The following is a 21,903-nucleotide window of genomic DNA, read 5'->3' as shown; positions in this document are numbered from 1 at the left end:
AGACCTCCTGGGATGGCGCGTCGTCGCGCGGCCTCCCCGCTCGCGCCGGGAGGTAGTGCGAAGATAGGCGCGAACGTTGCAGCCGTCAATAGTCTGCACAACATCACTCCGGGCCCTCACAATTCGAGCGTCAGCCGGGGGCCGAGCGACCGCGACACGCAGATCATCATCAGGTCGCCCGCGCGCCGTTCCGCCTCGGTGAGCACCGAGTCGCGGTGGTCCGGAACGCCGTCGAGCACGGCCGTCTCGCAGGTGCCGCAGGTGCCCTCCTGGCAGGAGGACAGCACGGTGACACCGGCCGATTCGACGGTCTCCAGGATGGAGCGGTCAGGGGGGACCTGAAGGGTGAGGCCGCTGAGGGTGAGCTCGACCTCGAAGGCCTCCCGTGACGCGGCTTCGGCTTCGGGCTTCGGCGCGAACCGTTCGACCCTGAGAGAGCCGGACGGCCAGGCGGCGCACCGCCGTTCCACCTCGGCCAGCAGCGCCTCGGGGCCGCAGCAGTAGATCAGGGTGTCCTCGCGCGGCTCGCCGAGCAGGCCGTCGAGGTCGAGGAGACCGGTCTCGTCCTGCGGGCACGTCTCGACCCTGTCGCCGTGCCGCTCCAGCTCGGCCAGGAACGCCATCGAGGAGCGTCGCCGGCCGCCGTAGACGAGCCGCCAGTCGGCGCCCGCCGCCTCCGCCGCCGCGACCATGGGCAGGATCGGCGTCACGCCGATCCCGCCCGCGATGAACAGGCAGCGGGCACGCGACGGGCCGAACTCGAAGTGGTTGCGCGGCCCGCGCACGGTCAGCCGGTCGCCCTCGGCGAGCCGGTCGTGGACGTGGGCCGATCCGCCCCGGCCGCCCTCCTCCCACAGCACCGCCACCCGCCAGGCGTACCGGTCGGCCGGATCACCGCACAGGGAGTACTGCCTGACCAGGCCGTCGCGGAGCACCAGCTCGACGTGCGCGCCGGGCTCCCACGAGGGCAGCGCGCCACCGTCCGCGGCCCGGAGCGTCAGGCCCGCCACCCCGTCGGCGAGGGCCTCCTTGCGGGCCACGACGACCATGGTCTCCGGCTCCGGGCTCACCGCGTGTCCGATCCGTGGTCGGGGTGGGAGAGCAGCCACCGCCAGATGCTCGCCGGATCCTCCGACCGGTGTTCTGCCCCGCAGTGGCAGACGCCGACCAGCACGTCGGAGCCGGGTTCCCAGATCACCCGCAGCCGGCCGGGGGCGGTCGCGGGGCGGCTCATGCGCCCGTCAGCCGGCGCAGCAGCCTGCGGGCGGCCAGCCCGCCGGTGTCGATGTTGATGCTGAGCTCCTGGAACCCCTCGGGCTCGGTGGCGATGACCTTCTCCAGGGTGTTCAGGGCGGTGACGTCCTGGAGGACGACGGTGCGGTTGCTCTCGGCGAGGAACGCGGACACCGACTCGTCGTCCAGGGCGAAGTCGCGGGCGACCATCCAGAAGTCGTGCGTGCTGGTATCGGTCTCCGGCGTGATCGCGTACACGATCTCGGCGTGGCAGGCGGCCGGGTCGTCGGCGTCGGGCCCGGGCTCCACCCCGGTGGGCGCGATGCGGCTGTGCAGCAGGTAGAGGCACGGCGGGTGGTACTCGATGTCCTGCCACCGGTCGATGCGTCCCTTGATCCCGGTCGAGTCCGCGTAGAACGAGGGGCACTCCACGTCCTTCATCCGGCGGCTGACGTAGACCACCCCCGCCTCGTCGTCGACCTCCGTGGTGATGGGCGTCTGCGCCACCTCGGGCGTCCCGATGTAGCCGGCGTGCAGGTACGTCTCGTGGGAGAGGTCGAGCAGGTTGTCGATGAGCAGCTCGTACCGCGCGTCGAGCGGCTCCATCCCGCGCACCGTGACCCAGCCGTCCATCGCCAGCCACGGCGCGCGCGGGACGGCCGCGGGATCGGCCCGGCCGGGATCGCCGATCCACACCCAGACCAGCGAGTCCTGCTCGACGACGGGGTAGGCGGGCACCCGCGCGGTGCGCGGGATGCGGGTCTGGCCCGGGACGGCGACGCACGCGCCGTCGGGGGCGTAGGTGAAGCCGTGATAGCCGCAGACGATCAGGTCGCCGTCGCGGATGCTCTCCGACAGGGGGAAGCGGCGGTGGACACAGCGGTCCGCCAGGGCCACCGGGACCCCGGCGCCGGTCCGGTAGAAGACGATCGGCTCACCGCAGATGGTGCGGGCCAGCAGGCCCTTGCCGACTTCCTCGCCATAGGCGGCGACGTACCACTGGTCGGTTGGAAATCCCATGCGCCGACCTTCACCCGGCCCGCGCGCGCCTCGCCACGCGAGTTCCATCTGATGGAAAGGCTTGTGTGGCCGCGTTCACATTTCGGTGCTGCCGCGCACGGCGGAACTCGGTGTCCGGGCAGCCTTCGGCGAGCCCAGCGACCGCGAGATGCCACGGGCGGCGGCGCGGACCGCGGGCACCAGGACCCGCCAGTCGTAGCCGTCGGAGGGGACGACGACCGAGACCGCCGCCAGGGCCGTGTCGGCGGGGCCGAACACGGGCGCGGCGACCGAGAGCGCGATCGTCTCCACCTGCCCGTCGCTGATCGCGACGCCCGTGCGGCGCACCTCGGCCAGCGCCCGGCGCAGCTCGGCGCCGGACACGATGGTGTTGGCGGTGTACCGGTGCAGCGGGCCGCCGATCGCGCGCTCCTGCACCTCGGTCTCCGCGTGGGCGAGCAGGGCCAGGCCGACCCCGGTCGCGTGGGCGGGCCATCGCCCGCCCACGCGGGTGAAGACGTGGACCGCGTTGCGGCCCGCGATCCTCTCGACGTAGACGACCTCCATCCCGTCCAGCACGGCCAGCTGGACGTTCTGGTGCGTCGCCTCGTACAGGTCCTCCAGGAACGGCATCGCCGCCTCGCGCAGGCCGAGCCCGCGCGGGGCCAGCGCCCCGACCTCCCACAGGCGCAGCCCGATGCGGTACACGCCGGTCTCGTCCCGTTCCACGGCGCCCCACTGGGTCAGCTCGCCGAGCAGCCGGTGCACGGTCGGGGCGGGCAGGCCCGTGGAGTGGCTGATGGCGGACAGGGTCAGCGCGGGGCGCTCCGGCGAGAACGCCTCCAGGATGCTGAGCACGCGCGAGGTGACGGAACCACGGGACACCGCTACTCCAGCGGGTCGAAGCGGTGGGAGGCCCAGATCCGGCGGGAGAGGGCCTGCGGGTCGCGCACGTCCTTGGTGAAGCTGTCGAAGACGTGGGTCACGGCGGCGGCCGGCGTGTAGGCGGGCCATCCCGGGTCGCCGGTCGTGGCGAACGCGGTCCACGCGGCCCGGAACTGCGCGGAGAGCTCGGCCGCCTCCGCCGGGATCGGCTTGCCGAGGACGAGTGCCGCGACGCCCTTGTCGAGATTGCCGAACGTGAGGGGGACGTCGAGGGCGTGGCAGGCGCGCAACATCCCGTTCAGGGCAGGGGAGGGCCAGGCCAGCTCGTAGGCGAAGGTCGTTCCGCCCGCCGCGGCGTGGGCGTCGGCGAGGTGCGCGCTCGGCATCCGGAAGAGCCAGTCCGACAGCACCAGGCTGTAGAGGTCCTCGGGCGAGGTGCCGCCGTGCGCGGCCCGGTAGGCGGCGGCGCCGTCCGGCGGCACGAGATGCTCCATGATCGCGGCGACGTCGTCCTCCCCGAGGGTGCCGAACCGTCCCGCGAGCGCCAGGAACAGCCGGAACTCGTCCCGGTTGTAGCCCACGACGAGCTCCAGGCCGCGCCCGGCGCCGTCCGCGAGGGCCCGCCACGGCGTCGTGGGCAGCACCTCGCCGTCCACGACGGGGGAGTAGGGCGTGGGCGTGCTGGCGATCGGCCCCCACGTCGGATGGTCGCCCTGGAGCTTGGCCGTCATCGTCTCCGCCGCCTTGACGAGCACCTCGGGGGAGACCTCCGCGAGATCCGCGAGGACGGGGGTGCGCCCGGCCTCCGCCGTGATCGCGGTGCTGAGCCGGCGCGCGAACTCCGGCGCGAAGAACGTGCCGGGCACGCTCTGCGCGATCGCCCTGCGGAACAGCCCGCGCGCCGCCGGCATCGCCAGCAGGGCGGCGATCGACCCCGCCCCGGCCGACTCGCCGAAGACCGTGACCTGCCCGGGGTCGCCGCCGAACGCGGCGATGTCGTCCTGGACCCAGCGCAACGCGGCGACCTGGTCGAGCAGGCCCCGGTTGGCGGGCGCGCCCTCGACCGAGCCGAAACCCTCCATCCCGACGCGGTAGTTGAAGGTCACCACGACGACGCCGTCGGCCGCGAGCTTGGCGCCGTCGTACTCGGGCTGGGACGAGCTGCCGATGATGTAGGCGCCGCCGTGCACCCAGACCATGACCGGCAGCCCGGAGCCGCCGAGGTCGGGCGTCCAGACGTTCACCGTCAGGCAGCCCGGCCCCTCGGCGGGAGTCCACCCGGGGAACCCGGGCACCAGGCTCGCCTGCGGCGCGCGCGGGCCGAACTTGACGGCCTTGCGCGTGCCGTCCCACGGAGCGGCCGGAACCGGCGCCGCCAGCCGGTTCCGGCCGAACGGTTCCGCCGCGTAGGGAATGCCCTTGAAGACGGAGATCCCGTCATGGGCCCGGCCCCGGATCCGTCCCGTGGTGATCTTCGCCTCTGCTCGCGTCACGCTGCTCAGTACAACACGGCTTGAGCGGCACAGGTCAGGGGAGGGCGGGCCTGCTCCGGCGCGTCCGGGCCACCTCGGCGGCCACGGCGCGGAAGGCGGTCTCGGCCTCCTCCTCCGCCAGGACGGTCGCGAGGGTCGACTTCACGATGACCACGCCGTACTTCGGCGAGACGTGGATGACCTGCCCGCCGAGCCCGTTCGCGCTGAACGCGCCGTCGTCGTCGAGCCACCAGTGCAGCCCGTAGCCCCGGTTGACCGCGAACGAGGGCCGCGTCGACTCCTCGACCCAGGAACGCGGGACGACCTGCCGCCCGTGGGCGATCCCGCCGCGCGCGGGGCGGCGAGCAGGGTGGTGCCGATCAGGGTGGCGGTCAGGGCGGCACCGGCGGCGCGGATACGGGTCTGCACGGGAGCCTCCGCGGGGGTGGGTGATCACGGGGGACACCCCGAGGGTGCGCGCTCGATGCGTGCGGGTAAATATGCGGATCTTCCTGTGTGTCGTTTATGCCGATACGTTCGGTGCACGCGCCGTGCCGTGCGGATCTCCGTGTCAGGGAGGAACGATGTCCGTGCTCGCCGAACTGCTCAACGCCCTCACCGACGGATCGGTGGAGGTGGTCGACCTGACCGCGCCGCTCTCGGAGTCGACACCGATCCTGCGGCTGCCCGAGCCCTTCTCCAACACCGTGCCGTTCGCACTGCGCGAGATCAGCCGTTACGACGACCGGGGTCCCGCCTGGTACTGGAATGACATTCAGACGGGCGAGCACGTCGGCACCCACTTCGACGCCCCCGTCCACTGGGTCACCGGGCGGGAGGGGGAGGACGTCTCGCAGGTCGCGCCGCGCCGCCTGGTGGCGCCCGCCGTGGTCCTGGACGCCGCGGCGGAGGCCGCCGCCGATCCCGACTTCGTGCTGGAGATCGACCACGTGCGCGCATGGGAGAAGGCGAACGGCCCGCTGCCGGACGGCGGCTGGCTGTTCTACCGCACCGGGTGGGACGCCCGGTCCGCTGACAGCGCCGCGTTCCTGAACGCCGACGAGACGGGCCCGCACTCGCCGGGGATCTCCGCCGAGTGCGCGCGCTGGCTCGCCGAGGAGACGCCGATCATCGGGCTCGGGGTCGAGACCGTCGGCACCGACGCGGGGGCGGCCCACGGGTTCGAGCCGCCGTTCCCCTGCCACTCGTACTTCCTCGGCGCCGGCAAGTACGGCCTCACCCAGCTGCAGAACCTGGCCCGGCTCCCGGTGCGCGGCGCGGTCGTGCTGGCCGCGCCGCTGCCGATCGTGGGAGGGTCCGGCAGCCCCGCCCGGGTGCTCGCCCTGATCGAACGATGAACGTCGCGGAGGCCGTGGGGACCGCCCTGGCCCGGCTCGGCGTCGAGACCGTCTTCGGCGTCGTCGGCAGCGGCAACTTCCACGTCACCAACGCCCTGACCGCCGGCGGCGCCACGTTCGTCGCGGCACGGCACGAGGGCGGCGCCGCCACGATGGCGGACGCCTACGCGCGGGTCAGCGGCGGGCTGGGCGTGGTGTCGGTGCACCAGGGGCCCGGGCTGACCAACGCGATCACGGGCATCACCGAGGCGGCCAAGAGCCGCACGCCGCTGCTGGTGCTGGCGGGCGAGGTGGCCGCCTCGGCCGTGCGGTCCAACTTCCGCGTCGACCAGGCCGCGCTCGCGACGGCGGTGGGCGCGGTCGCCGAACGCGTCCACTCGCCGGAGACGGCGCTGGCCGACGTCGCCCGCGCCTGCCGGACCGCGGTGGCGCAGCGCCGGACCGTCCTGCTCGGCCTGCCGCTCGACGTCCAGGCCGCCCCGCACCCCGGCCCCGTCGTGATCTCCGAGCACGGGCCATTCTCCGCGCCGCCGCGGCAGGAGCCGGTGCCGCTGCTCCCGGTGCCACCGCCCGCCGCGATCGCCCGGCTGGCCGACGCTCTCGCGACGGCCGAGCGGCCGGTGTTCATCGCCGGGCGCGGCGCCCGGCTCGCGGGCGCGGGCGACGCGCTCCGCGACCTCGGCGAACGGTGCGGCGCCCTGCTGGCGACCTCCGCCGTCGCCCGCGGGCTCTTCGGCGGCGACCTGTACGACCTCGACGTGAGCGGCGGCTTCGCCACGCCCGCCGCCGCGGAGCTGATCCGCGGCGCCGACCTGCTCGTGGGCTGGGGCTGCTCCCTCAACATGTGGACCCTGCGGCACGGCGCGCTGGTCGGCGAGGGCGCCCGGGTCGTCCAGGTGGACCTCGACGCCGAGGCGCTGGGCGCCCACCGGCCGGTCGACCTCAGCCTCATCGGGGACGTGGCCGAGACGGCGCGGCTCGCCGAGGCCGAACTCGCCGCGCGGGGCCATGCTGCGGCCGGCTACCGGTCGGCCGAGGTCGCCAAGCGGCTCGCGCACGAGGGTCGCTGGCGCGACCAGCCGTACGAGGACGACTCGGACGGCGCGCGCATCGACCCGCGGACACTGTCGATCGCCCTGGACGACCTGCTGCCCGCGGAGCGCACGGTCGCCGTCGACTCCGGCAACTTCATGGGCTACCCGGCGATGTTCCTCGCCGTCCCCGACGCGGACGGGCTGGTGTTCACGCAGGCGTTCCAGTCCATCGGGCTCGGGCTCGCGACCGCGATCGGCGCGGCGGTCGCCCGTCCGGACCGGCTGACGGTCGCGGCCCTCGGCGACGGCGGCGCGCTGATGGCGATCGCCGAGCTGGAGACCGCGGCCCGGCTCGGGCTCGGCCTGCTCGTGGTGATCTACGACGACGAGGCGTACGGCGCGGAGGTGCACCACTTCGGCCCGGACGGGCATCCGCTGGACACGGTGACCTTCCCTCCTGCCGACCTGGCCGCGATCGCGCGCGGCTTCGGCTGCGCCGCCGTCACCGTCCGCGACCCGGCCGGCCTCGCGCCCGTGACGGAGTGGCTGGCGGGACCGCGCGACCGGCCGATGGTCGTCGACGCGAAGGTCACGCGGGACCGGGCGGCCTGGTGGCTGGAGGAGGCCTTTCGCGGCCACTGACACGGCCACTGACGGTCGCCGGTCATATTCGCGCGCTTTACCGGTTGACCGGTTCGTCCGGGTTACTTACCTTCACGGAAGTTGTGCCTCACGTCACACCCGCCCGTTCGTCCGAGGAGGAGACATGGCGGAACGACTGAGTTTCCCTCCACTGGCCCGCGAGATGGCCGCCGAGTTCGCCGGAACCATGATCCTGATCCTCTTCGGGGTGGGGGTGGTGGCGCAGGTCGTGGCCGGCGGGATCGGTGACCACGACAGCATCGCCTGGGCCTGGGGGATCGGAGTGATCCTCGGGGTCTACGTGTCCGCCGCGATCAGCGGCGGGCACATCAACCCGGCCGTCACGTTCGCGCTGGCGGTGTTCAACCGGTTCGCCTGGCGCAAGGTGCTCCCGTACTGGGGCGCCCAGGTCGCCGGGGCCTTCGTCGCCGCGCTGATCGTGCGGTGGAACTACACCGAGGTGCTGGCCAAGGCCGACCCCGGTCACACGATCAAGACCCAGGGCGTCTTCACCACCCTTCCGGGCAATGGAACGCTCCCGGTCAGCATGTGGGGCGGCTTCCGCGACCAGATCATCGGCACCGCGATCCTGCTGTTCGTCGTGATGGCGCTCACCGACCTGCGCAACCTGCCGCCGCTGTCGAACCTCACCCCGGTCGTCATCGGCCTGCTCGTCGTCGCGATCGGCATGGCGTGGGGGACCGACGCCGGCTACGCGATCAACCCGGCGCGCGACTTCGGCCCGCGGGTGGCGCAGTACATCACCGGCTACGGCGGCGCCTGGCGGGACCAGTACGGCGATCTGTACTTCTGGGTGCCCATCATCGGCCCGCTCATCGGCGCCGTGATCGGCGCGGGCCTCTATCTCTTCCTCATCGGCCGCAACCTCCCGCCGGAGCAGGCGCCCGAGGGGGCACCCGAGACCAAGCCCGAGTACGACGTCCAGTCCTGACCCGATCCCCTTCCCGCAGCACTCATCCCCAGCACCCCCGTCCAACAGGAGAGACCGATGGCCGACTTCGTCGGAGCGCTCGACCAGGGGACGACGAGCACGCGATTCATGATCTTCGATCACGGCGGCAACGAGATCGCCCGCCACCAGCTCGAGCACGAGCAGATCCTGCCGCGGGCCGGCTGGGTCGAGCACAACCCCACCGAGATCTGGGAGCGCACCCGCGCCGTCATCCAGACGACGCTGACCAGCGCCAACCTGGGTCACCAGGATCTCGCGGCGCTGGGCGTCACCAACCAGCGCGAGACGACCGTGGTCTGGAACCGGCGGACCGGGCGCCCGTACTACAACGCGATCGTCTGGCAGGACACCCGGACCGACCGGATCGCCTCGGCGCTGGAGCGCGACGGGCGCGGCGAGACGATCCGGCACCGGGCCGGGCTGCCGCCCGCCACCTACTTCAGCGGCGGCAAGATCCAGTGGATCCTGGAGAACGTCGACGGCGTGCGCGAGGCCGCCGAGAACGGCGAGGCCGTCTTCGGCAACATCGACACCTGGGTCCTGTGGAACCTCACCGGCGGCGCTGACGGCGGCGTCCACGTCACCGACCCGACCAACGCCAGCCGCACGATGCTGATGGACCTGGAGACGCTCGACTGGGACGACCAGCTGCTGTCGTTCTTCGGCATCCCCCGGGCCATGCTGCCGTCGATCAAGCCCTCCTCGGCGCCCGACCCGTACGGGATGACGCGCGCGGACGGGCCGCTCGGCGGCGAGGTGGCGCTCTGCGGCGACCTGGGCGACCAGCAGGCCGCGACGGTCGGCCAGGTGTGCTTCGCGCCCGGCGAGGCCAAGAACACCTACGGCACCGGCAACTTCCTGCTGCTCAACACGGGCGGCGAGCTCGTCCGCAGCAAGGCCGGCATGCTCACCACCGTCTGCTACCAGTTCGGGGAGAGCGCGCCCGTCTACGCGCTCGAAGGGTCGATCGCGGTGACGGGGTCGGCCGTGCAGTGGCTGCGCGACCAGCTCGGGATCATCTCCGGCGCGGCGCAGAGCGAGTCCCTCGCGGCGCAGGTGGAGGACAACGGCGGCGTCTACTTCGTGCCCGCGTTCTCCGGCCTCTTCGCCCCGTACTGGCGCAGCGACGCCCGCGGCGCCATCGTCGGGCTCTCCCGCTTCAACACCAACGCCCACCTGGCGCGCGCGACGCTGGAAGCGATCTGCTACCAGTCCCGCGACGTCGTGGAGGCGATGCGGGAGGACTCCGGGGTGTCGCTGGACGTGCTCAAAGTGGACGGCGGAGTGACGGCCAACGAGCTGTGCATGCAGCTCCAGGCCGACATCCTCGGCGTCCCGGTCTCCCGCCCGGTCGTGGCGGAGACGACCGCGCTCGGCGCCGCCTACGCCGCGGGGCTAGCGGTCGGGTTCTGGCGCAACACCGACGAGCTGCGGCAGAACTGGAACGAGGCCAAGCGCTGGCAGCCGGCGTGGGACGAGCCGAAGCGCGAGGCGGGCTACGCGGGCTGGCGCAAGGCGGTCGAACGCACCTTCGGGTGGGTCGACGTGGAGTGATCCCCGTACCCGAACGCGGGCGCCGCCGGCCCTCGTCCGGCGGCGCCCGCGCCCGTCGCGCGGTGGATCAGCTCACTTGCGCGCCGCCGCGGTCTTGCGGCGGTTGGCCTTCTTGATGGCGGACACGAGCTCGTCCTTGGACATCGAGGACCGGCCTTCGACGCCGAGTTCCTTGGCGATGTCGTAGAGATGCCGCTTGCTGGCGTTCGCGTCCACGCCCTCGGCGGTCTTGGCCGGGCTCCGCCGTGCGGCGGACGCCTTCTTCGCGGCCTGCCGGTCCGACGGGCCCTTCCTGCCGCCGGCCTTGCGCTGCCAGCGGTCGCCGACCTTCTCGAACGTGTGCTTGAGCGCGCTGAACGCGGTGCGGTGCGCGCGCTCGCCCTCCCCGTACTCGTCCACCGCCGAGTCGTGGGCCTTCACCCAGGTGTCCTGGGCCTCCTTCGGAGAACGCCGAAGGGTCGACGGCATGTCCTGACGGCCAGGCATGGGTCGCTCCTTTCACGATTCGTCTGTCATTCGGGTGGCGCGGATCACGCCGAGCAGGCGCGCGCGGGCTCTCGCGCGCACCATTCGATCGTCCTGCGCAGGCCCTCGTCCGCCGGCACCTCCGGCTTCCAGTCGAGGACCTCCTTGGCGAGGCTGATGTCGGGCCTGCGCACCGCCGGGTCGTCCACGGGCCGCTCGATGAACCGGAGCCCGGACCGCGACCCGGTGAGGCCGATGATCCGGCGGGCCAGGTCGGCCATGGACATCTCCTGCGGGCTGCCGATGTTCACCGGTCCGGGGTGGCCGGACAGCGCCAGCGCCAGGATGCCGCGCACCGTGTCGTCGACGTAGCAGATCGAGCGGGTCTGCGACCCGTCGCCGGTGACGGTGAGAGGCTCCCCGGCCAGCGCCTGCCGGATGAACGTCGGAATGGCGCGGCCGTCGTCCGGGCGCATCCGCGGGCCGTAGGTGTTGAAGATCCGGACGATCCCCGTGTCGGCCCCGCGGGACTCCCGGAACGCGGCGGTGAGCGCCTCCCCGAACCGCTTGGCCTCGTCGTACACGCTGCGCGGCCCGATCGGGTTGACGTTGCCCCAGTAGGACTCGGTCTGCGGATGCACCAGCGGATCGCCGTAGACCTCCGACGTGGAGGCCAGGATCAGCCGGGCGCCCTTGTCCTCCGCCAGTTCCAGCGCGTTGCGGGTGCCCTGGCTGCCGACGTCCAGCGTCTGGATCGGCCACCGGAGGTAGTCGGCGGGCGAGGCGGCGGAGGCGAAGTGGAAGACGTGGCTCACCGGCCCGGACACCCAGATCGGCTCGGTCAGGTCGCACTTGCGGAACTCGAAGTCCGCCCGGCCGGTCAGGTGCGTGACGTTGCGGGCGGCGCCCGTCAGCAGATTGTCGAGACAGACGACGGAGAACCCCTGGGCCAGCAGCGCCTGGCACAGGTGCGATCCGAGAAAACCCGCCCCGCCGGTCACGACGGCGCGCCGAGATGTCATGGTGAGCTCCTTCTGGTCGTCAGCACGCACGCGTCATCAGCGGGTGCACGGGTCGTCAGCATGTGCACGGCCGCGTCGAGCACCCGGCCGATGGAGATCTCCAGCAGGCCCGGATCGGGCTCGCCGCCGTGCGGGTCGCCCTGCCCGCCCATCCACAGGACCCGGTGCTCGGGCCGCTCCGGCGGGCCCCAGCGGTCCGGCGGCGTCGGGCCGAACAGCAGCACCGACGGGGTCCGGTAGGCGGTCGCGAGATGGCCGATCCCGGTGTCCCCGCAGATCACCAGGCGGGCCTCGGCGACCAGGGCGGCCAGTTCGAGCAGCGACGTGCCGCCGGACAGGTCACCGGCGGGGCCGAGCCCGGCCCGCTTGGCGATCTCCCGGGCGAGCCCGGTCTCGGCGGGCCCGCCGGTCACCACGACCCGTTCGCCGCGGGCCCGCAGCGCCGCGGCGACGGCCGTGAAGCGGTCCACCGGCCAGCGGCGGGCGGGCGCGCCCGCGCCGGGGTGCAGCACCACCGCGCCGGGCGCCGGTGACGTCCGGGGCGGCGGCGGAAGATCGAGATCATCCGGGTCGGGGTCGCAGCCGAGATCGGCGACGAGCCGGCACCAGCGCGCGACCTCGTGCTCGGCCGGATCCCAGGCCGGCCCGGTGGCCTCGGGCACCTCCGGATGGGCGAACGCGTGCAGCCTGCCCGGCCGCATCAGCTGTAGCGCGCGGTGGCTCTCGGGACCGCTGCCGTGCAGGTTCACCGCGAGGGCGACCGGCCCGTACGCGGGAACGCGGTCCAGCCCGGGGGTGGGCAGCACGTCGTCCACGGCGCCGGTGAGCATCGCGAGCGGGGCCAGCGGCCAGGGCGTCGCGAGCATCAGGTGGCGGCCGGGCAGCCCGCGCCGCAGCGCCCGCAGCGCCGGCACCGCGGTCAGCAGGTCGCCCAGCCCGAGCGCCCGCAGGACGAGGACGTCCGGTCCCCTCAGGGCCACGACGGCTCCCGCGCGGGGCACACCACCAGCTCGCGCACCTCGCAGCCCGGCGGCTGGGCCAGCGCGAACGCCACGGCGGCGGCGACGTTCTCGGGCCGGTTGAGCTGGGCGTCCGGGCCGGGCCTGTACTGCTCGTCGCGGCCGTCGAAGAAGGCGGTGTCCATGCCGCCCGGCACGAGCATCGTGACGCCCACCCGTCCCTTGAGCTCGGCGGTCAGGGCCCGGGTGAACCCGACGACGCCGAACTTGGACGCGCAGTAGGCGGTCGCGTCGCTGAGCGCCTTGATCCCGAGCGTCGACGCGCAGGTGACGACGCGGCCGTTCGGAGCCTCCAGGAGGTGGGGAAGGGCGGCGCGCACCACGGCGGCGGTGCCCAGCAGGTTGACCTGGACGACCCGCTCCCAGTCTTCGGCGGGGACGTCGGCCAGCGTGCCGCAGGCGTCGACGCCCGCCGCGGTGACCACCGCGTCCAGGCCGCCCGCCTGCCGGGCCAGGCCGTGCACGGCGTCCTCCGTGCTCCGCCGGTCGGTGAGGTCGGCCAGCACGTGCTCGACGTCGTCCTTGGGCGGATGGAGGTCGATGACCAGCGGGCGCCCGCCGTCGGCCGCGATCCGGCGGGCGACGGCCGCCCCGAGCCCGGAGGAGCCGCCGGTGATGAGCACGTTCATGAGGTGATTCCCTTCGTGGTGGCGAGGAGCCGGGTGGTGGAGCGTCCTTCGAGCAGCGGCAGCAGGACCACCTCGCCGCCGTGGCGGCGGACGGTCCCGGCCTCGGGCAGGGGGCCTCCGGCGTAGTCGGCGCCCTTCACCCAGATGTCGGGGCGCAGCTGTTCGAGGAGCGGGACGGGCGTGTCCTCCTCGAAGACCACCGCCGCGTCGACCGCCTTCAGGGCGCGCAGCACGCGCACCCGGTCGGCGGCCTGGTTGACGGGACGGCCGGGGCCCTTGCGGCGCCGCACCGAGTCGTCGGAGTTGACGCAGACGATGAGGCAGTCGCCCAGCCGGCGGGCCTGCTCCAGCAGGCGGACGTGGCCGGCGTGCAGGAGGTCGAAGCAGCCGCCGGTCGCGACGACCGTGCCGCCGGCCCGCCGGGTGCGGTCGATGATGTCCCAGGCGTCCTCGCCGCGGTCGGGCAGGATCCGGGGCGAGCCCGTCCGGGCCAGCCGTTCGGCGACGGCGCAGGCCGCGCCCGCCTTGACGAACGCCGAGGCCCAGCGCACCCCGGCGCTGACGGCCTCGGTGAGCGATCCGCCGTCGGCGAGCGCCTCGGTGGTGCGGGCGGCGAAGCTGTCCCCGGCGCCGCAGGGGTCGCCGGGCGCTGCCTCCGCCGGCGCGAGGAACGGCTCCGGCGCGCCGTTGCAGAGCAGGGCGCCGGCCGCGCCGAGCGTCACCGCCACGCCTTCGAGGCCCCACCGTTCGGCCAGATGGCGGCCCCGGCGGGTGGCGGCCGACAGTCCCGCGCCCTCGATCCCGGCGTCGTCGCGCGCCGCGAGCCGCGCGGCCTCGTCCTGGTTGGGGGTGAGCAGCCGGGTGCCGCGCACCGGCGCCTCGCCGCGGGGGTGCGGATCCCAGACGACCGGGACGCTGGGCGCCACCTCGGCCAGCAGGGCGCGCACCGCGGCGTGCCGGGTGACGCCGCGCCCGTAGTCGGAGACCAGGACGGCGGCCGCCCGGCCGAGCGCCTCGGCGACGCGCGGGCCGACGGGCCCGTCGCGGGCCTCGCCGTCGCCCGTGTCGAGGCGCGCCACCGACTGGCCGCCCGCCCGGACGCGGACCTTGCAGGGCGTGCTCCCGTGCAGCGGGAACGCGGCGACGTCGAGGTGCGGCTCCAGCAGCGCCCGCAGCCGCCGGCCGGGCTCGTCGTCGGCCAGGGCCGTGACCAGCACGACCTCGCGGCCCTCGGCCGCCGCCAGCAGCGCCGCCAGGCCCGCGCCGCCCGGCCGGGGCAGCTCGGTGGCCCGCTCGATGACCGGGACGGGGGCGTCGGGGCACAGCCGCCGGCTGGTGCCCGCGAGGTCGATGTCCAGCAGGGCGTCTCCCACGACGACCAGCGGCGCCGCGCTCATTCCACGCTCCCCAAGGTCTCGTCGACGACTCCGCAGAGCAGGTGGACTGCGGCGAGGTGGATCTCCTGGACCGTGGACGTCGCCGCCGCGTCCACCGTGATGGCCTCGTCGCAGGCCGCGGCCAGCGCGTTGGGGCCCGGCCCGGTGACCGCCCACGCCGTCACCCCGATCCGGCGGGCGACCTGCGCGGCGGCGATGACGTTGGGGCTGGTGCCGCTGGTGGACAGGCAGACGAGGACGTCTCCGGGACGCCCGTGGGCCTGCACCTGGCGGGCGAAGACGTTGAGCGGCCCGTAGTCGTTGCCGATGGCCGTGGTCGCCGAGGTGTCGCCGTGCAGCGGGATCGCGGCCAGGGCACGGCGCTCGGTCTCGAACCGTCCCACCAGCTCGGCCGTCAGATGCTGCGCCTCGGCCGCGCTGCCGCCGTTGCCGCAGGCGAGCAGCCTGCCGCCGCGGCCGAGCACGCCGGCCAGATGGCGTCCCCACGACGTGACGGTCGGGGTCCACTCCCGGAACCGCAGTGCCGCGTCGGCCAGCGCCTCCAGCTTCTGCTCCTGCGCGGTCAGGACGCGGGGGCTCACACCGCCACCTCGTAACGCGCCATGGCCCGTGCGTAGACCGAGATCGTCTCGTGGCCGATGCGTTCCCACGAGTAGCACGACCGGGCCCGGTCGGCCCCGGCCACCCCCATCCCCGCCCGGCGGGTGGGATCGGCGAGCAGATCCCGGATGCGGCTCGCGGCCTGGTCGGGACGGCGCGGCGGCACGTGGACCCCCGTCACCCGGTCGACGACGGTGTCGACGTGGCCGCCGACGCCGGTCGCCACCACGGGCACGCCGCACGCCATGGCCTCCAGCGGCACCATGCCGAACGGCTCGTACCAGGGCAGCGTGACGACGAGATCGGCCGACCGCAGCAGCGCGGGGACCTCGTCCCGGCCCATCCGGCCGAGGAACGACACTCGGCCGGTCACGCCGGCGCGCTCGGCGACCCCGAGCAGCCGCCGGGCCTCCGGGTCGCCGCCGAGCCGCGCGCGGGGCGGCCCGCCCGCGACGAGCAGTTCGGCGTCCGGCACGCGCGCGAGCGCCTCGATGCAGGTGTCGACCCCCTTGCGCTCGACGAGCCGGGACAGGGCGACCAGGCGGGGCCGGCCGTTCGCCGCGTGGGCGGGCCCTCCGGGACGGAACCGTGCCAGGTCGACCCCGCAGGGGACCACGGTGATCCGCTCCCTCGGCACGCCCATCGCGATGAGCTCGGCGGTCTCGTCGGAGCAGGTCGCGATGACGGCGTCCGCGGTGCGGCCGATCGCCCGTTCGAGCCGGACGCGCCCGTGCGGGCTGGTGTCCTTGCCGCCCTGGTGGCGGCGCTTGACGGTGCCGAGCGCGTGGTAGGTCTGCACCATCGGCACTCGCGGCGTCAGCGCGTCGGCGGCGCGGATCGCGGCCAGCCCGCTCATCCAGAAGTGGGCGTGGACGACGTCCGGCGGCGCGTTCGTCCACCGCTGCGCCAGATAGCGGCCGAACTCGGCCATGTAGGGGAGCAGCTCGTCCTTCGGCACCGGCTCGGGCGGCCCGGCGGGGACGTGCTCGACGGTCACGCCGGGCGCCAGCCGCACCCGGGACGGCAGATCGGCGGCGTCCCGCCGGGTGTAGACGGTCACGTGGTGCCCCTGCCGGCCGAGCTCCGCGGTGAGGTCGGCGACGAACACGTTCTGCCCGCCGGCGTCCGCGCCGCCCAGCCCGTCGATCGCGGCGAGCGGGCTCGCGTGCTCGGAGACCATGGCTATCTTCATCGGGTCACCTCCGTGAGAATGCGGTTCCAGTCGCGCAGGAAGCGCGGTAGTGCGTACCGTTCCAGGGCGGCCGCCCGCGCCTCCTTGCCCATCTGGCGGGCGCGGGGCGGGTCGGCGACGAGCGAGCGCGCCGCGGCCACGAGGGCGTCGACCCGGGTCGACACCACCCCCGCCTCGGGCGGGACGGCCTCGATCGCCTCGGTGGTGGCCAGGGCCACGACCGGCAGGCCGAGCATCATGGCCTCGATGAGCGCCAGCCCCAGCGACGTCCACCGGTAGGGATGGACGTAGACGCGGCGGCGCGCGAGCTCGGCGTGCATCCGGGCCTGCGGCAGGTCCTCGAAGGTCCACAGCGCCTCGGCCGGGACCCCCAGCCGCTCCGGGACGCCGGCGACGTTCATGCCGAACAGGTCGACCGGCACGCCGCGGGCGAACTCGGCGAGCAGGTCGGTCCCGGCCACCCGGCCGCGGCGCACGGGATCGTTGATGACCACGCCCGCGCGCGGCCAGTGCCCGTCGTACCGGTAGCCCGGATCGACGATGCCGTGCTCGACGACCATGGTCGGCGCGCGGCCGCAGTTCCAGAAGAGCTGGTTGAAGTGGGTGACGTGCACGACCGGGATGTCCGACCGGTCGTGCAGGAAGTGGCGGCTGTCCGGCACCACCTCGCCGGGCCGGCTGGCGTCGGCCGGGGTCCGGCGGGGCGTGTCGTGCTCGACGTAGACGGCAGGGACATCGCGTCCCGGCCGTCTGCCCAGCCACTCCTCGGCGAGTGCGAGCTCGTGCGGCCGCTGGAGCACGACGACGTCGACGTCCTCGTCCCGCAGCCGGTCATGGGGCACCTCGCGCGCGTGGTCCGGCCAGGTGAACGTCTCCGGGCGGCCCTTGCCGTCGGGGCCGCGGTCCGGCGTGGCCGGGACGAGCGTGGTGTGGTCGCCGTGGACGAACGATGTCGCCCAGGAGCCGTGAACGTGCCAGAGCAGTACTCTCATCGTCCGATCAGCTCCTCGACGGCGGCGGCGACCTGGCCGGCCGTCACGGACGCCAGGCAGGGATGCCCCGCGACGGGGCACTCCCGGGCCCGGCTGTCGCGGCACGGCGCCTCCTGGTCGCCCAGCAGCGCGACCGGCACGCCGTACGGCGCCCAGCGGGCGGCGGGCACGGTCGGCGCGAACAGCGAGACGACCGGTGTGCCGGCCGCCGCCGCCAGGTGGGCCGGGCCGGTGTTCCCCGCGACCACCGCGCCGGCCCCCGCCAGCACCGCCGCCAGCTCGGGAAGGGTGGTCCGGCCCCCGAGGTCCAGGCCGTCGGTGCCCGCGACGTACGCCGTCAGCTCCTTCTCGTCGCGGTGACCGGTCACGACGACCCGGCGGCCGGACGCGGCCAGCACGGCCACCGCCTCGGCGCAGCGTTCCGGCGGCCAGGCGCGCGCGGGCACCGACGTGCCGGGGTGGACGACGACGTAGCCGGGGCCGCCGGTGAGCGAGGTGATGTCGGGGAGCGGCCCGCCCAGGCGCGGCCGGGTGTCGGCCGGCGCGGGGAAGCCCGCCTCGGCGGCGAGGGCCAGCATGCGCAGCGTCTCCGGGACGTCGTCCTCGCACCGGTGCCGCAGGTCGAGCAGCGAGCCGGGGTAGTCGTCGCTGATGCCGCCGATCCAGGGAATCCCGGCGAGACGGAGCAGCAGCGCCAGCGGCAGCGGCGACTGGTGGAACGAGGTGAAGATGAGGGCGCGGTCGAATCCGCGGGCCGCGGCGACGAGCTCGTCCACCGCGGCGGCCTCGACCGGGCCGGGTTCGGGGTCGATCCACGGGGCGCACCATTCGATGACGCCGTCCAGGCCCGGCAGCAGCTCGGCGGCGGCCCGGCCGCGCGGGCCGCACAGCATCACGACCTCGTCCGCCCGCGCCGCGACGGCCCGCACGGCGGGCTCGGACAGCAGCACGTCCCCGAGATTGTCCAGGCGCACGACGAGGACCTTCACCGCGGCCACCTCTCGCCGAGCACGCGGTCGACGGCGGCGCGCAGGTCGGGCGCGACCTCGGCGGCCCGGGCGATCTCCTCAAGCCGGGTCCGGACGGTCGGCACGAGGATGCCGCGCGCCCCGGCGGCGTGCGCCGCGTCCATGTCCCGGCCGATGTCGCCGATGACCACGCACTCGGACGGGAGCGCGCCCAGCCGCCGGGCCGCCCGCTCGATCATGGCCGGCCGCGGTTTGCGGCACCGGCACCCGTCGGCGTCGTCGTGGGGGCAGAACTCCCACACGTCCACCTGGCCGAGGAGCGACTCCACCCGCTCGTTGACCTTGCGCACGTCGGTGAGGCTGATCATGCCCTTGGCGACGCCCGACTGGTTGGAGACGACGCCGATCCGCAGGCCGCGCCGGCGCAGCCGGTCCAGCGCCTGGCGCGCGCCGGGCATCGCCTCGACCCGCGCCGGGTCCCCGTTGTACGGGACGTCGCGGATCAGCGTGTCGTCCCGGTCGAAGAGCACCACCCGGGGGGTCAGCCGCCAGGGCGCCGCGTCCGCGTGCCGGACCAGGCCGTGCAGGCGGTACCAGACCGCGGCGGGCGGGATGGCCACGCTGGTGACCAGCATCCGGGCGACCTCGGCCGGGGTCCGGGGGCCGGGCAGGATGCGCGCGGCGGCGAACTCCGCCGTGAGCGCGGCCCACACGGCGCCCGCAGCCACGGCCACGGGTCTCGCACCGGCCCGCCAGGCGGCGAGCGCCGCCAGCCCGGAGCCGGTGGTGGCCAGGTGGCGGCGGAAGCGGCCCCGGCCCGCCCGGGCCCGGTCCCGCCAGTCGCGGCCGTGGACCCGCCGCATGAGCATGTCGTCGGCGTTGCCCGCCTGGGCGCGCACCGACGCCCAGAAGCCCGCCGGGCGGGCCGGATGCGTCACCTGCCGGCCGCCGCGCACCAGGCGGTGCCCGGTGTCCATCACGCGCAGGGCCAGGTCGGAGTCCTCCCGGTAGGCCCGGCGGAAACGTTCGTCGAAGCCGCCGATCCCGGCGAGCACCGTGCGGCGGTAGGCCATGTCGGCGGTGATCCAGGAGGCCCCGGCGAGCCCGGCGGTGTTCCGCTCCCAGTCGGTGGGGCGGCGCCCGGCGGGCGGCGGCACCGTCACGCTGCCCTGGACGCCGGCGACGTCGCCGGGAAGGCCGGTGAGATCGGCGGCCGTCCGGGCCGGCCAGTCGGGCGCGAGCACGACGTCGTCGTCCACGAACACGACCCACTCGGTCGTGGCCGCGCGCCACCCGGTGTTGCGGGCGGCGGCCGGACCGCGGCCACCGGAGCGGAGCACGCGGACGGTGTCGCCGATGCCGGCCGGCAGGTGCAGCGGCGTGCCGGGGCTCCGCCGGTCGTCCACGACGAGGACCTCGGCGGGCTGCGGCCCGGTCCCGGCCGCGAGTGAATCGATCAGCGTCCGCAGGCTCGGACGGCCGACCGTCGGGATGACGACGCAGTAGCTCGGCGGCCCGCTCATCCCGCGAACACCTCGCGCCGCCGCACCACGTACGGCCCGATGGCCAGCAGGTCGACCGGCGCGGAGCCGAAGCACTCCAGGGCGTCGCGCGGGTCGTCGACCATCGGCCGGCCCGCGGTGTTGAGGCTGGTGTTGACCAGGACCGGCAGCCCGGTGCGCACCCGGAAGGCCTCGATCAGATCGGCGACCAGCGGGTTCTCGTCGGGGGAGACGGTCTGGACCCGCGCCGTGCCGTCCACGTGGACGACGGCCGCGATCCGGTCGCGCCACTCCGGCCGGACGCGGTGCACGAACAGCATGTAGGGGCTCGGGATCGGGCCCTCGAAGATCTGCGCGGCGTGGTCGAGGGCGACCATCGGCGCGATCGGGCGGAACTGCTCGCGCCCCTTGACCGCGTTCAGCCGTTCCAGGTTGCCGGCGTGACCGGGGTGGGCGAGCAGCGACCGGTGGCCGAGGGCGCGCGGCCCCCATTCGCTCCGGCCCTGGAACCAGGCGACGATCTCGTTGCGGGCCAGCGCCTCGGCGACCACGGCGGTGAGGTCGTCCGGGCGCTCGTAGGGGATCCGCGCGGTGTCGAGGCGGGCGGCCAGCTCGCGGTCGTCCCAGTCCCGGCCGAGCGCGGCGCCGGGCATGGCCTCGATCGGCTCGCCGGCCTCCTGGGCGACGTGCAGCGCCGCGCCGAGCGCCGTGCCGGCGTCGCCGGCGGCCGGCTGCACCCAGATCTCGTCGTAGGGTCCCGCCTCGGCGAGCCGGGAGTTGGCGACGCAGTTGAGCGCCACGCCGCCGGCCATCGACAGCCGGCGCGAGCCGGTGCGGCCGTGCAGCCAGATGGCCAGGTCCAGGATGACCTCTTCGAGGCGGGTCTGGACGCTCGCCGCCAGGTCGGCGTGGTCGTCGGTCATCTCGGTGTTGCCTTCGGTCATCCCGAGTCCCGGCTTGCGGGCCTTGGCGAGCGCCCCCCAGTCGACCGGATCGACGGCGAACCCGCCGTCGTCGGTGGCGCGCACGCGCTTGCGCATCTCGTCGAGAAAGCGCGGCCGGCCGTACGAGGCGAGCGCCATCACCTTGTACTCGTCGCTCGAACGCAGGAAGCCCAAGTGCTCGGTGAGCTCCTCGTACATGAGCCCGAGCGAGTGCGGGAGCGCCTGCGCGCTCAAGGTCGTGAGGGCACCGTCGCGGTAGGTGCCGGAAAGGTGCGAGTGCGCCTCACCCCTGCCGTCCAGCACCAGCACGTCGCCGTCGCCGGGGCCGGGCGCGGCGAGCGCGGCCGACGCCGCGTGGGCGACGTGGTGCGGCACATAGCGGAACGCGCCGGCGTCGACGCCCGGCAGCGCCGTGGCGAGGAAGAAGGGAGCCCGCTCCGCGTAGAGCGTTCTCAGCTGCTCCCACTTCTTGTCGTGGCCCGGGGTCCCGCGCGTCGCCAGCTCGGGATCGTAGGAATAGGCGACGGCGTCGATGTCGCCCGGTTCGATCCCGGCCCGTTCGAGGCACCAGCGTGCCGCCATCTCGGGCAGCTCCCAGGCCGAGAACGGGACCGGGCGCTTGCCGTGCTTGCGGCGGCTGAAACGCTCCTCGTCCGCCGCGGCCACGACCTTCCCGTCCACCAGGAGCGCGGCGGCGGGGTCATGGAAGATCGAGTTGATACCGAGAATGCGCATGCGTGGTCTCCGTTCGGGACGAGGAAGGGCGCCATGGCATGGCGTCACCTGGCATGGCGGTGGCCATGGGCTTGGCGCTCAGCCATCGGCCGGGCGGAGGATGCCTGCGTCCTAGGCATCGGGCTGCCCGCGAGCCGGCTGCGGCTCCGCGGACCCACCGTGAATCACCTATAGGTGTTTCCGCAGTTGCTGGCCTTACCTGGTGAACCGTCCTCAAACCATGCGTTCCGGGAGCCTTGCCGTGGATGTACGCAATGGTGGGGCGACGTTGATCGCGTGTTTACCGTG

At 74.4% G+C, this 21,903-nt stretch carries 21 protein-coding genes; 4 read left to right on the top strand and 17 right to left on the bottom strand.

From position 1 onward, the window contains the following. Positions 1 to 116: 116 nt before the first annotated feature. The 6 genes from ACGFNU_RS22290 to ACGFNU_RS22265 form a co-directional block, all read right to left on the bottom strand. Positions 117 to 1,070, bottom strand: a complete 954-nt coding sequence (locus ACGFNU_RS22290) for a PDR/VanB family oxidoreductase (protein ID WP_392596316.1) — start codon at positions 1,068 to 1,070, stop codon at positions 117 to 119. Beyond that, complete coding sequence (locus ACGFNU_RS22285; RefSeq protein ID WP_392596314.1) at positions 1,067 to 1,234, bottom strand: hypothetical protein; 168 nt, start codon at positions 1,232 to 1,234, stop codon at positions 1,067 to 1,069. The genes ACGFNU_RS22290 and ACGFNU_RS22285 overlap by 4 nt, the downstream gene beginning before the upstream one ends. Then, on the bottom strand, positions 1,231 to 2,253 hold the full coding sequence (locus tag ACGFNU_RS22280; protein ID WP_392596312.1) for a Rieske 2Fe-2S domain-containing protein: 1,023 nt from the start codon (positions 2,251 to 2,253) through the stop codon (positions 1,231 to 1,233). Before ACGFNU_RS22280 ends, ACGFNU_RS22285 begins: the two co-directional genes overlap by 4 nt. A gap of 75 nt (positions 2,254 to 2,328) precedes the next feature. After that, positions 2,329 to 3,117, bottom strand: coding sequence for an IclR family transcriptional regulator (locus tag ACGFNU_RS22275; RefSeq protein WP_392596310.1), 789 nt, complete (start codon positions 3,115 to 3,117; stop codon positions 2,329 to 2,331). Between the two features lie 2 nt (positions 3,118 to 3,119). Further along, a complete protein-coding gene (locus ACGFNU_RS22270; protein WP_392596308.1) occupies positions 3,120 to 4,610 on the bottom strand; it encodes a carboxylesterase/lipase family protein in 1,491 nt (496 codons plus the stop codon). 34 nt (positions 4,611 to 4,644) lie between these two features. After that, a complete protein-coding gene (locus tag ACGFNU_RS22265) occupies positions 4,645 to 5,046 on the bottom strand; it encodes a hypothetical protein (protein WP_392596307.1) in 402 nt (133 codons plus the stop codon). Positions 5,047 to 5,173: 127 nt separating this feature from the next. Between ACGFNU_RS22265 and ACGFNU_RS22260 the strand changes: the two genes are divergently transcribed. The 4 genes from ACGFNU_RS22260 (at position 5,174) to glpK (ending at position 10,150) form a co-directional block, all read left to right on the top strand. Beyond that, positions 5,174 to 5,947: a cyclase family protein gene (locus ACGFNU_RS22260; protein WP_392596305.1), complete on the top strand. Its 774-nt coding sequence runs from the start codon at positions 5,174 to 5,176 to the stop codon at positions 5,945 to 5,947. Continuing rightward, a complete protein-coding gene (locus tag ACGFNU_RS22255) occupies positions 5,944 to 7,623 on the top strand; it encodes a thiamine pyrophosphate-binding protein (RefSeq protein WP_392596303.1) in 1,680 nt (559 codons plus the stop codon). Before ACGFNU_RS22260 ends, ACGFNU_RS22255 begins: the two co-directional genes overlap by 4 nt. 124 nt (positions 7,624 to 7,747) lie before the next feature. Beyond that, positions 7,748 to 8,575: an MIP/aquaporin family protein gene (locus ACGFNU_RS22250; RefSeq protein WP_392596301.1), complete on the top strand. Its 828-nt coding sequence runs from the start codon at positions 7,748 to 7,750 to the stop codon at positions 8,573 to 8,575. Positions 8,576 to 8,632: 57 nt separating this feature from the next. Next, positions 8,633 to 10,150, top strand: coding sequence for a glycerol kinase GlpK (gene glpK, locus ACGFNU_RS22245; RefSeq protein WP_392596300.1), 1,518 nt, complete (start codon positions 8,633 to 8,635; stop codon positions 10,148 to 10,150). A gap of 72 nt (positions 10,151 to 10,222) precedes the next feature. Here glpK and ACGFNU_RS22240 read toward each other — a convergent pair whose 3' ends face one another. Genes ACGFNU_RS22240 through ACGFNU_RS22190 form a run of 11 tightly spaced genes read right to left on the bottom strand, consistent with a single transcriptional unit; the run spans position 10,223 to position 21,615 of the window. Further along, a complete protein-coding gene (locus ACGFNU_RS22240; protein ID WP_392596298.1) occupies positions 10,223 to 10,636 on the bottom strand; it encodes a ChaB family protein in 414 nt (137 codons plus the stop codon). Between the two features lie 44 nt (positions 10,637 to 10,680). Then, positions 10,681 to 11,637 (bottom strand): UDP-glucuronic acid decarboxylase family protein, encoded by a 957-nt coding sequence (locus ACGFNU_RS22235; RefSeq protein WP_392596296.1) that lies wholly within the window; start codon positions 11,635 to 11,637, stop codon positions 10,681 to 10,683. After that, positions 11,634 to 12,617, bottom strand: a complete 984-nt coding sequence (locus tag ACGFNU_RS22230) for a glycosyltransferase family 9 protein (RefSeq protein ID WP_392596294.1) — start codon at positions 12,615 to 12,617, stop codon at positions 11,634 to 11,636. The genes ACGFNU_RS22235 and ACGFNU_RS22230 overlap by 4 nt, the downstream gene beginning before the upstream one ends. Beyond that, positions 12,608 to 13,285 (bottom strand): SDR family oxidoreductase, encoded by a 678-nt coding sequence (locus ACGFNU_RS22225; RefSeq protein ID WP_392596292.1) that lies wholly within the window; start codon positions 13,283 to 13,285, stop codon positions 12,608 to 12,610. Before ACGFNU_RS22225 ends, ACGFNU_RS22230 begins: the two co-directional genes overlap by 10 nt. Next, positions 13,282 to 14,682 carry a D-glycero-beta-D-manno-heptose 1-phosphate adenylyltransferase gene (rfaE2, locus tag ACGFNU_RS22220; RefSeq protein ID WP_392596290.1) on the bottom strand — a complete coding sequence of 467 codons (1,401 nt, stop codon included), beginning with the start codon at positions 14,680 to 14,682 and terminating at the stop codon, positions 13,282 to 13,284. The genes ACGFNU_RS22225 and rfaE2 overlap by 4 nt, the downstream gene beginning before the upstream one ends. Further along, positions 14,679 to 15,227 carry an SIS domain-containing protein gene (locus ACGFNU_RS22215; protein WP_392596510.1) on the bottom strand — a complete coding sequence of 183 codons (549 nt, stop codon included), beginning with the start codon at positions 15,225 to 15,227 and terminating at the stop codon, positions 14,679 to 14,681. The genes rfaE2 and ACGFNU_RS22215 overlap by 4 nt, the downstream gene beginning before the upstream one ends. Before the next feature lie 32 nt (positions 15,228 to 15,259). Next, positions 15,260 to 16,474 carry a glycosyltransferase gene (locus ACGFNU_RS22210; protein ID WP_392596288.1) on the bottom strand — a complete coding sequence of 405 codons (1,215 nt, stop codon included), beginning with the start codon at positions 16,472 to 16,474 and terminating at the stop codon, positions 15,260 to 15,262. After that, positions 16,471 to 17,466 (bottom strand): glycosyltransferase, encoded by a 996-nt coding sequence (locus ACGFNU_RS22205; protein WP_392596286.1) that lies wholly within the window; start codon positions 17,464 to 17,466, stop codon positions 16,471 to 16,473. The genes ACGFNU_RS22210 and ACGFNU_RS22205 overlap by 4 nt, the downstream gene beginning before the upstream one ends. Then, positions 17,463 to 18,464, bottom strand: a complete 1,002-nt coding sequence (locus ACGFNU_RS22200; RefSeq protein ID WP_392596284.1) for a glycosyltransferase family 9 protein — start codon at positions 18,462 to 18,464, stop codon at positions 17,463 to 17,465. Before ACGFNU_RS22200 ends, ACGFNU_RS22205 begins: the two co-directional genes overlap by 4 nt. Next, positions 18,452 to 19,957, bottom strand: a complete 1,506-nt coding sequence (locus tag ACGFNU_RS22195) for an HAD-IIIA family hydrolase (RefSeq protein WP_392596282.1) — start codon at positions 19,955 to 19,957, stop codon at positions 18,452 to 18,454. The genes ACGFNU_RS22200 and ACGFNU_RS22195 overlap by 13 nt, the downstream gene beginning before the upstream one ends. Beyond that, the gene (locus ACGFNU_RS22190; protein ID WP_392596280.1) at positions 19,954 to 21,615 is read right to left on the bottom strand and encodes a carbamoyltransferase; all 1,662 of its coding nucleotides are present in this window, start codon (positions 21,613 to 21,615) and stop codon (positions 19,954 to 19,956) included. The genes ACGFNU_RS22195 and ACGFNU_RS22190 overlap by 4 nt, the downstream gene beginning before the upstream one ends. Positions 21,616 to 21,903: the final 288 nt, after the last annotated feature.

It is taken from the genome of Spirillospora sp. NPDC048911 (assembly GCF_043198015.1).
Taxonomy (GTDB): Bacteria; Actinomycetota; Actinomycetes; order Streptosporangiales; family Streptosporangiaceae; genus Spirillospora.
The sequence above is the reverse complement of the archived record's forward strand: the minus strand, read 5'-3'. Positions and strand labels throughout refer to the sequence as shown.